General features: G+C 73.3%; 6 protein-coding genes. 3 read left to right on the forward strand and 3 right to left on the reverse strand.

The genetic code is table 11. From position 1 onward, the window contains the following. Positions 1-336: 336 nt before the first annotated feature. Positions 337-1,809: an adenosylhomocysteinase gene (gene ahcY / locus VFZ92_RS41235; RefSeq protein ID WP_330883445.1), complete on the reverse strand. Its 1,473-nt coding sequence runs from the start codon at positions 1,807-1,809 to the stop codon at positions 337-339. 144 nt (positions 1,810-1,953) lie between these two features. On the opposite strand from ahcY, the gene VFZ92_RS41240 reads away from it, so the two are divergent. Continuing rightward, the gene (locus VFZ92_RS41240) at positions 1,954-4,389 is read left to right on the forward strand and encodes a hypothetical protein (RefSeq protein ID WP_330883447.1); all 2,436 of its coding nucleotides are present in this window, start codon (positions 1,954-1,956) and stop codon (positions 4,387-4,389) included. A 600-nt stretch (positions 4,390-4,989) separates the two neighbouring features. Here VFZ92_RS41240 and rfbB read toward each other — a convergent pair. Together rfbB and VFZ92_RS41250 are read right to left on the reverse strand one after the other, a co-directional pair. Further along, positions 4,990-5,985, reverse strand: coding sequence for a dTDP-glucose 4,6-dehydratase (rfbB, locus tag VFZ92_RS41245; protein WP_330883449.1), 996 nt, complete (start codon positions 5,983-5,985; stop codon positions 4,990-4,992). A gap of 10 nt (positions 5,986-5,995) precedes the next feature. After that, positions 5,996-6,688 carry an SMI1/KNR4 family protein gene (locus VFZ92_RS41250; protein WP_330883451.1) on the reverse strand — a complete coding sequence of 231 codons (693 nt, stop codon included), beginning with the start codon at positions 6,686-6,688 and terminating at the stop codon, positions 5,996-5,998. Between the two features lie 184 nt (positions 6,689-6,872). On the opposite strand from VFZ92_RS41250, the gene VFZ92_RS41255 reads away from it, so the two are divergent. Further along, on the forward strand, positions 6,873-7,205 hold the full coding sequence (locus VFZ92_RS41255) for a hypothetical protein (RefSeq protein ID WP_330883453.1): 333 nt from the start codon (positions 6,873-6,875) through the stop codon (positions 7,203-7,205). Positions 7,206-7,209: 4 nt separating this feature from the next. Further along, positions 7,210-7,689 carry a hypothetical protein gene (locus VFZ92_RS41260; RefSeq protein ID WP_330883455.1) on the forward strand — a complete coding sequence of 160 codons (480 nt, stop codon included), beginning with the start codon at positions 7,210-7,212 and terminating at the stop codon, positions 7,687-7,689. Positions 7,690-7,713 lie beyond the last annotated feature (24 nt).

The raw sequence follows: 7,713 nt of genomic DNA on the forward strand, positions 1-7,713 counted from the left end.
GGCTCCGGGCTCCGGGCTCCGGGCTCCGGGCTCCGGGCTCCGGGCTCCGGGCGATGATCATGCTCGACCGCGAGCCGCGGGAACCATCCGCAGGCAGGCACCCGGCGCAGGCAGGCACCCCGGCGGCCTCCGCCCCCCGGAATCCAGCGTAACGGGGAGCACCGACAAGATCGGCTCGCGAACCCCGACTTGTCCACAGCAGCGCCGGTTGTCCACAGCAGCCCGCGACGCGGGCGGGAATTGTCGGCCCCGTCCCGTAGGCTGGAAATCGGGGGCCGGAGGCCACAAAGGCCGGTCCCCGCCGAAGCGGGGGCCGGCCTTCGCAGCAAGAAAAGATCAGTACCGGTAGTGGTCCGACTTGTACGGGCCCTCGACGTCCACGTCGATGTACTCGGCCTGCTCCTTGGTGAGCTTGGTCAGCTCACCGCCGAGGGCCGCGAGGTGGATGCGCGCCACCTTCTCGTCGTGGACCTTGGGGAGGCGGTAGACCTCCTTGTCGTACTCCTCGTGCTTGGTGAACAGCTCGATCTGCGCGATCACCTGGTTGGAGAAGGAGTTCGACATGACGAAGCTCGGGTGGCCGGTGGCGTTGCCCAGGTTGAGCAGGCGGCCCTCGGACAGCACGATGATCGACTTGCCGGACGGGAAGACCCACTCGTCGACCTGCGGCTTGATGTTGATCCGCTGGACGCCGGGGTAGCGGGCGAGGCCCGCCATGTCCAGCTCGTTGTCGAAGTGGCCGATGTTGCCCAGGATCGCCTGGTGCTTCATGCCCGCCATGTGCTCGGCGGTCACGACGTCCTTGTTGCCGGTCGTCGTGATGACGATGTCGGCGGTGTCGAGCACCGACTCCAGGCGCTTGACGTCGTAGCCGTCCATGACCGCCTGCAACGCGCAGATCGGGTCGATCTCGGTGATGACCACCCGAGCGCCCTGGCCGCGCAGCGACTCGGCCGCGCCCTTGCCGACGTCGCCGTAGCCGCAGACCACGGCCACCTTGCCGCCGATGAGCACGTCGGTGCCGCGGTTGATGCCGTCGACCAGCGAGTGCCGGATGCCGTAGCGGTTGTCGAACTTCGACTTGGTGACCGCGTCGTTGACGTTGATCGCCGGGAACAGCAGCGTGCCCGCCGCGGCGAGCTGGTAGAGCCGCATGACGCCGGTGGTGGTCTCCTCGGTCACGCCGCGGATGCCCTCGGCGATCTTGGTCCACTTCGAGGAGTCCGCCGCGAGCGAGGCGCGCAGCGTGTCGAGGACGACGGTCCACTCCTCGGAGTCGTTCTCGTCAGGCTGCGGGACGACGCCCGCCTTCTCGTACTGCACGCCGTTGTGGACGAGCATCGTGGCGTCGCAGCCGTCGTCGAGGATCATGTTGGGGCCACCGTCGGGCCAGGTCAGCATCTTCTCGGTGGCCCACCAGTACTCGGGCAGCGTCTCGCCCTTCCAGGCGAACACCGGGACGCCCTTCGGCTCCTCGGGCGTGCCGTGCGGGCCGACGACGACGGCCGCGGCGGCGTGGTCCTGGGTGGAGAAGATGTTGCAGGACGCCCAGCGGACCTCGGCGCCCAGCGACACGAGCGTCTCGATCAGCACGGCGGTCTGCACGGTCATGTGCAGGGAGCCGGACACACGGGCTCCCTTGAGGGGGTACACCTCGGCGTACTCGCGGCGCAGCGCCATCAGGCCGGGCATCTCGTGCTCGGCGAGCCGGATCTCCTTGCGGCCGAACTCGGCGAGCGACAGATCGGCCACGGCGAAGTCCAGCCCGTTGCTGGTGTGCAGCCTCGCGGCCTCGATGTCGGCGGTCATCCTCGGTTCCCTCCAGAGCAGCACTAACGGGTCAATCGACCCTACCGCCGCCACGCCGGGCCGGTCCGTTCGCCGTGATCGGGTGGCCCATGGCCCACTATGGCCCTTCGACCTCACCACGCGGAGCTGCAGTTAGGACCGACGATGCTCATTCCAGGCCCCGACACACGGGTCGTCGAGTTGCGGGTCCACGGCGTGCAGGGCACGACCCCGCACTCGCTCGTGGACGCGGTGGCCGCGGTCGACGTGGCGGGTGACGGGCTGGGTCGGATCGTGCGGCCCGCCGACCGGTTGCGCAGGCCGGGGCCGGGCCCGGTGCTCCAGGCCGAGGGGCGTCCGGTCACGCGGGTGGTCGAGGGTTACGTGTGGGGCGCGATGACGTCCGGCGGCTGGGCGAGGGCCTCGTGGGCGGTGCTGTTCCCGTTCAGCCTGGCGAACGCGGCGCACTGGATGCTGCCGCCGGTGCCGGAGCGCAGCACGCCCGCGCACCTGCTCGGGATCGGTCTGCGGTCGCTGCTGCGGCTGGCCGCGCTGCTGCTCACCGTGCTGCTGGTGGCGCAGACGGCGGTCGTGACGCTGGACCTGCTGGCCGCGCAGTGCCTCGCGCCGGGCTCCGCGTGCCTGGCCGACGCGGTGCCCGCGTCGCTGCGGACGGTCCCGTGGGTCCGAACGGCCGTCGGGCTCGTGCCCGTCGCCCTGCTGGTCCTCGTGCTGGCCCGGCTGTCGACCGTGGACTGGCGCGTCGACCGGCCGGAGCGCGACGACGAGCCGGGGGCGTCCGTGCTGCCCGGCGCGCACGTCGCCACCGACCCGGACACCCCGGCGCTGCGGTCGCTGCACGTCGTCGCCGCGCTCGGGGCGGTGGTGGTGATCGTGCTCGGCGGTCCGCTCGGCCCGCTGGTGGCGCCCGGCGGGCACGGCGCGGCGATCACGGTCGCGTGGGTGCTGGGGCTGGTGCTGGTCGCGGTGTCCGCGCTCGGCGTGATGCTGCTGGACGACCCGACGGGCGGCGCCCCGCACCGCGGTGGCCGCTGGCTGCGCGCCGCCGCGGGACACCGCCGCCGTCACGGGCTGGTGCTCGGAGCCTGCGTGCTGCTGGTCGTGGCGGGCGCTCTGGTCACGCACCTGCCGCCGCGGATGCCGGGCGTGGACGTCGGCGTGCAGGTCCTCGCCGCGCTGCTGGTGCTGGTGTGCGTGCTGTTCGGGCTCCTGCTGGTGCCCGCCGCGCTGCTGGCGCGCCCGGCGTGGTCGGCGCAGCCGCGCGAGCTGCGGCCGTGGGCGGGCGGGTGGATGGCCGCGCCGGTGCTCGCCGTGGCGGGACTGCTGGGCGGCGGCTTCGGCGCCGGGGTCGCGCTGACCGCGCGGTGGCTGCTCGGCGGCGGGCTGCCGCTGCCCATCGGCTACGGCTACATCTCGCTGCTGTGGGGCGTCGCGGGCGTGCTCGGCCTGCTCGCCGGGCTCCTCGTCGTCGCGACCACCGGCGTGGTCCGCTGGAACTCGCTGCGCCGGGACCGGGAGTGGGGGCGCGAGGCGTCGCTGCTGCACTCCGGTCGGGCGCGCGACGTGGAGCTGGCGTCGAAGGCGTGGTGGTGGGCCCGGTGGGAGCGCAACCACAGCCACCACGTGCTGCTGATCCTCGCGGCCGTGCTGGTCGCGGGCGCCGTGCCCGCCATCGCGCTGCGGCTGCGGCGGGTCGAGCCCGCCGCGTGGACGAAACCGCTCTCCGCGTTCGGGGTCGTCGTGCTGGGCCTGCTCGCGGTCGCGCTGCTGCGCGCGGTCTGGCTGGCCGCCCGCAGGCCTCAGTCCGGGCGGCGGCTCGGGATCCTCGCGGACATCGCGTCGTTCTGGCCGCGCGAGGCGCACCCCGTCGTGCCGCCCTGCTACGCGCTGAAGGTCGTGCCGGAACTGGTGGCGCGCACCCGTGAGCACCTCAAGGACCGGGGCACCCGCGTGGTGCTGACCGGGCACAGCCAGGGCAGCCTGCTGGTCGCCGTGGCCGCCGCCCGGCTGCTGGAGGTGCTGCCGCCCGAGGACCGCGAACGCGTCGGCCTGCTGACCGCGGGGTCGCAGTTGCAGTGGGCGTACCCGAGGGCGTTCCCGGCCGTCGTTCCGCACAGCTCGCTGGCCGCGCTCGCGGGTGGTCTCGACGGCCGGTGGCGCGCGCTGTGCCGCGGCACGGACCCGCTCGGGGGCGCCGTGACGACGTGGGGCAGGCAGGTGTTCGACGGGATGCTGCTCGGCGTCGGCTACCTCCCCGACGGCACGGAGGGCGCGCTGCCGCCCGCGGTGCGCGGTCCGAACGGCGCGCTGGTGCTCGGCGGCGACCACTGGCTGCCCGACCCCGCGCGCGGGCCGTTCCCCGGCAGGCGCTGGGCTTCCGGGGTGTGCGGCCACTCCGACTACACCGCCGACCCCGAGTGGGACCGGGCCGTGGCCATCGCGGCCGGGCTCAGCCGGGTCGACTCCCCCGACGAGCCGCTGAGCGGTTCGCTGCCCGCCCTGCCCGTCGCGCGGAGGGCCGTGCTCCCCGACAACCTGGTGAAACCGCTCCCGCAGCCTTCGGAACCCCGATCACCCTGAGGTCCGGTCGTGCGCGGCGACCGCCGCCTCCCCCGACCCGTGTTCCGGTCCCGAGGCGAGGGGACGACGTCGGGCCGTCGACCTGCCGCGCCAGCGCATCGGCACCACCGCGGGTCGTGCACGTCGACGACGGGCGCTCCCCGTCCGGGCCGGCGGGCGCCGGCGCGGAGGTCGGAGCTGTTCGGCCGCAGGTGCACTCGCCCCCAGGCCTGATCGGCTGCGCCCGGCTGCTGGACGAGGTCTGGTGACACCGTCCACTTCGGACCGACCGGCTACGGCCGCTCCCCCCGCGGCGCTGTTCTGACCGATGCCGGTGTTCGGCCTGCTGTGTCGTCGCCGCGCGACGGGACCGGCACCAACGCGGGCGGCTGGTGGACGGTCTCCACCAGCCGCCCGCGCCGCTGACCCTGGAGAACCGCGAGGGCCTGCCGGCCAGCCGGACGGTGCTGAAGTCGTTCCTCAACACCGTGCCGTCGACGATCCTGGTCGTGGTGCTCTCGGCGCTCGCGGCGTACGCGACTCCCCCGCGATCGACGTCGGAACCCCGGCCCGGCGGGCCGCACCGGCAACACCCCGCACACCGGTGCGGCCGCTGCGCCACTACGTCGTCCAGGCGTTCTCCACCACGGGGGACCGGTCGCGCAGCGGCTCCCACCAGGCCCGGTTCTCCGCGTACCAGCGGACCGTGTCCCGCATCCCGCGCTCGAACGGGACCTGCGGCTCCCAGCCCAGCTCACGCGTGATCTTGGTCGAGTCGAGCAGGTAGCGCCGGTCGTGGCCCGGCCGGTCCGGCACCTCGCGCTTGAGGTCCGGTGACAGGCCCAGCTCGTCCAGCACCAGGTCCGCCAGCTCCTCGACGCTCGCCTCCACGCCCGTGCCGACGTGGTAGGTCTCGCCGACGCGGCCCCGGTCCAGCACGGCCTCGATGGCCCGCACGTGGTCCAGCGCGTGGATCCACTCGCGGCGGTTGTCCTTCGACGCGTAGACGGGCAGCGGATCGCCGTCCAGGGCGCGGGTCGTGAACAGCGGCAGCACCTTCTCCGGGAACTGGTGCGAGCCGTAGTTGTTGGCGCAGTTGGTGATCGTGATCGGCAGCTCGAACGTCTCGTGGTAGGCGCGCACCGCGTGGTCGGCGCCTGCCTTGCTGGCGTTGTACGGCGTGCGCGGCCGGTACGGCGACTCCTCCGTGAACGCGTGCTCCGCGTCCAGCGCCAGGTCCCCGTAGACCTCGCACGTGGACACGTGGTGGAACCGCTCGACGCCGACCTGCCGCGAGGCCTCCAGCAGCGCCTGCGTGCCCAGCACGTTGGTGCGGAAGAACCGCGCCGGGTCCAGCACGGCCAGGCTGTTGTGCGACTCGGCCGCGAAGTTCACCACCACGTCGACCCCGTGCTCCCGCAGGGCCTGCTCCGCGTCGGCGATGTCCGCGTGCACGAACGAGATCCGGTCGCGCACGTCCGCGAGGTTGGTCTCGGTGCCCGCGTAGGTCAGCGCGTCCAGCGCCACCACGTGGTCGGCGGGGTGCTCGCGCACCCAGTGGCGGACGAAGTGCGATCCGATGAACCCGGCGGCTCCGGTCACGAGGAGGGTCGTCATGGCGACGACGCTACCGACGGAGCCACTCCTCCGGCGCGTCGGTGAACCCGTCCAGCGCCTCCTCCGTGCGGGCGCGGACCCAGAGCCACTCCCCTCCGTCCACCCGCACGAGCACGTCCGGACCCGTGAACCACCGGCTGCCCCCGTCCGCGGGGTAGTCCGGCAGGGGCAGCCGCGTGGCCCACCGCTCCACCAGCGCCACCTCGTCGGCGGTCACCTCGTCGCCCCAGGAGAGTTCCTCCGGCACGAACAGCGACTCGCTGAGCACCAGTTCCACGAACGCCACCGACAGCCGGTCGAGCCACGGGCTGATCGGGTCCGCGTCCGGGTCGGCCAGGCTCACCCGCACCACGACCCGAGGGTCGTCCCGCTCCAGGTCCTCCACCGGCACGCCCCAGCGCGCGACCCACTGGTTCTCCTCGCGGAACACCAGCATCCCGTGCTCGACGGACAGCTCGTCCGGCGGCAGCAACCGGTCCTGGTTGGCGGTCAGGTCCTCGCGCCGCCCGAACAGCCGGTACGCCTCGCGCAGCGCGGCGGGCAACCGCAGCCCGAGCCGGGCCTCGGCCGCGTCGAGTTCGGCGTCGTCGACCCCGTCGGCGTCGGTCAGCGGCGCCACCCACCCGGCCGCGAAGTCCCGGACGAACGTCCACGCGGCGGCCCGGTCGTCCAGCGCACGGAGCAGGGCGGATCCCATCGACACGGCCCGAACCCTACGAAGCGCGGTGGGCGCGCGGGCCGTGACCCCACCGGATGCCGCCGTTCGGGGCGGATTTACCCGAACGGGGCAATTTCTGAAGTTTCGATGAACTCGGCGTAACACGGTGTCGATCGGGCTCGATGAACCGACCGCCCAGACACACAGAGCACGAGGAGTGCGGCAGCGGATGGCCGAATTCACGATCGGGACAGAGCAGGACAACGACGTCCGGGATGGCGCTCCGAGCCGGTCCGACAGCCGGGAGCTCGACCCCGGCGTGCTCGCACAACTCACCGCCCTGCGGTCGCTGGTCGACCGGGCGGTGGGGACGCACGACCTCGACCAGGCCGCCGGATCGAGGTTGGCGGCCGTGGTCGACTCGGCCAACGCGGAGGCCCTCGCACCGACCCCGCGGGTCGAGCGGATCGAGGCCGACCTGGTCGACGCCAAGGGCATCGCCGCGGGCGCGCCGACGGTGGTAGCGGTGATCGAGGGCGTCGTCATGACGCTGACCGGCTGACGGCGTGCGCGAGTTACCCGACGAGCAGTGGCTGCTCCGGCACGCGGACAGCGTGGTCGACCGGATCGGTGTCCCGTACTGGGACGGACTCGCGGTCGGGCTGAAGGCGCTGGCCGGAGGTGATCACGCGGAGGCGCGGCGGAGCCTGGAGGACGTGGTGCGCAACGAGCCGCGCAACCTCCACGCCCACTACTACCTCGCGCTCGCCCTGCTGGAGGGCAAGCGACCGCGGCGGCACGGGTCGGACCTGATCAAGGAGGTCGGCGTGCACCTGCGGCACGCCGCGGAACTGCCGCAGGCCGCCGTCCTCTCGGCGCTGGTCAAGGAGGACCACGGCCTGCACTGGCTGCCCGGCGACGCCCTGCCCGACGAGCTGGCGGCGCTGGTCGCGCGGGTGGATCCGGGCCAGGCGGCGGAGATCCTGGTGCACGTCCCGGCTCCGGAGAGCGGTGTGTGGACCGCGCTGAGGGCCAGGACGGGCTGACGGCGGTGTGGTCGGCTCCCCCCA

The organism is Umezawaea sp. (assembly GCF_036375055.1).
GTDB lineage: Bacteria > Actinomycetota > Actinomycetes > Mycobacteriales > Pseudonocardiaceae > Umezawaea.

Excerpts from the sequence above, each read along its gene's own strand:
- VFZ92_RS41255 (WP_330883453.1), top strand. The coding sequence starts at position 6,873 with ATGGCCGAATTCACGATCGGGACAGAGCAGGACAACGACGTCCGGGAT.
- ahcY (WP_330883445.1), bottom strand. The coding sequence starts at position 1,809 with ATGACCGCCGACATCGAGGCCGCGAGGCTGCACACCAGCAACGGGCTG.
- rfbB (WP_330883449.1), bottom strand. The coding sequence starts at position 5,985 with ATGACGACCCTCCTCGTGACCGGAGCCGCCGGGTTCATCGGATCGCAC.
- VFZ92_RS41240 (WP_330883447.1), top strand. The coding sequence starts at position 1,954 with ATGCTCATTCCAGGCCCCGACACACGGGTCGTCGAGTTGCGGGTCCAC.